Annotated in this window: 2 protein-coding genes; both read right to left on the minus strand. The window is 68.8% G+C overall.

The window, feature by feature from the left end:
• Nucleotides 1-231: 231 nt before the first annotated feature.
• On the minus strand, nt 232-678 hold the full coding sequence (rplI, locus tag BN11_RS17845; protein WP_048699644.1) for a 50S ribosomal protein L9: 447 nt from the start codon (nt 676-678) through the stop codon (nt 232-234).
• Nucleotides 679-704: 26 nt separating this feature from the next.
• Nucleotides 705-941 (minus strand): 30S ribosomal protein S18, encoded by a 237-nt coding sequence (rpsR, locus tag BN11_RS17850; protein ID WP_048699645.1) that lies wholly within the window; start codon nt 939-941, stop codon nt 705-707.
• Nucleotides 942-1,290: the final 349 nt, after the last annotated feature.

Here is a 1,290-nt window from a genome sequence, read left to right on the forward strand (position 1 = left end):
GGCGGCCGCGGCACCGGCGGCGTAGAAACGGGTGCGTTGCATGTGAAGACTCCCTCGTGGGTTGTGCCGTGGATCACACATCCGCGGCCAAGCCCACCGTAGGGGGAACCGCCGCCCACCTGTGATCTAACGAGATGGATGAATCCGCACCGAACCCGGCCTGGCCTGCCCGGCAAAGCAGCACGCCCCCGCATCCGGGTGGATGCGGGGGCGCTGCGCAGTCGTATGCGGTCAGCCGGCGACGACGTCCAGCGTCAGGTTCGCCTGGACCTCCGGGTGCAGACGCACCAGGGCGGTGTGGCTGCCGACGGCCTTGATCGGGGTCGGCACCTCGATCGTGCGGCGGTCGAGGTCCGGACCGCCCGCGGCCTTGACGGCGGCCGCGATGTCGGCGGTGGAGACGGCGCCGAACAGGCGGCCCTCCTTGCCGGCGTGCGCGGCCACCTGGACCGTGCTGGCCTCGAGGTTGCCCTTGATCGACTGGGCCTCTTCGAGGGACTTGACGGCACGGGCCTCACGGCCGCGGGCGATGGCATCGATCTGCTTCTGCGCGCCGGCGCTCCACGCGGTGGCCAGGCCCCGCTTGTAGAGGAAGTTGCGGGCGTAACCGGGCTTGACGTCGACGACGTCACCCGCGGTGCCGAGGCCGGTGACCTCGTGGGTCAGGATGACCTTCATCAGGTGTTCTCCTTCGGTCTCGGGGGTCAGCGGGAGGAGCTGCTGTAGGGCAGCAGCGCCATCTCGCGGGCGTTCTTGACGGCCTGGGCGATCAGGCGCTGCTCCTGCACCGACACCCCGGTCACGCGGCGCGAACGGATCTTGCCGCGGTCGGAGATGAACTTGCGCAGCAGCGCGGCGTCCTTGTAGTCGATGTTCTCGATCTTCGCGGACTTGAGGGGGTTGGCCTTCTTCTTGGGCCGACGCACAACGGGCTTAGCCATCGTGGTGCTCTCCTTTTCGGATGAGCCCGAGCTTCGAACTCGGGATGGATCAAACTGGATTAGTGGTGGGAGCGCAGATCAGGTGAGTCCTCATTTGGTGAGGACGCAGGCCGGGCTCCCTATCGATAAGCCGACTCGCAGATCGCCCGAGGCGAACCGGAATCGAACCCATTGGACTCAGAACGGGGGTTCGTCGTAGGACGGGGCGCCGCCGCCCCAGCCGCCGGAGTTGCCCTGGCCGCCTTGACCGTTCTGGCCGGACTGCGGGGCCTGTTGCCCCCAGCCGCCGCCCTGGTTGCCGGACTGCGGAGCCTGTTGGCCCCACCCGCCCTGGCCACCCTGGCCGCCG

The organism is Nostocoides australiense Ben110, from assembly GCF_001050535.1.
Taxonomy (GTDB): Bacteria; Actinomycetota; Actinomycetes; order Actinomycetales; family Dermatophilaceae; genus Nostocoides_A; species Nostocoides_A australiense.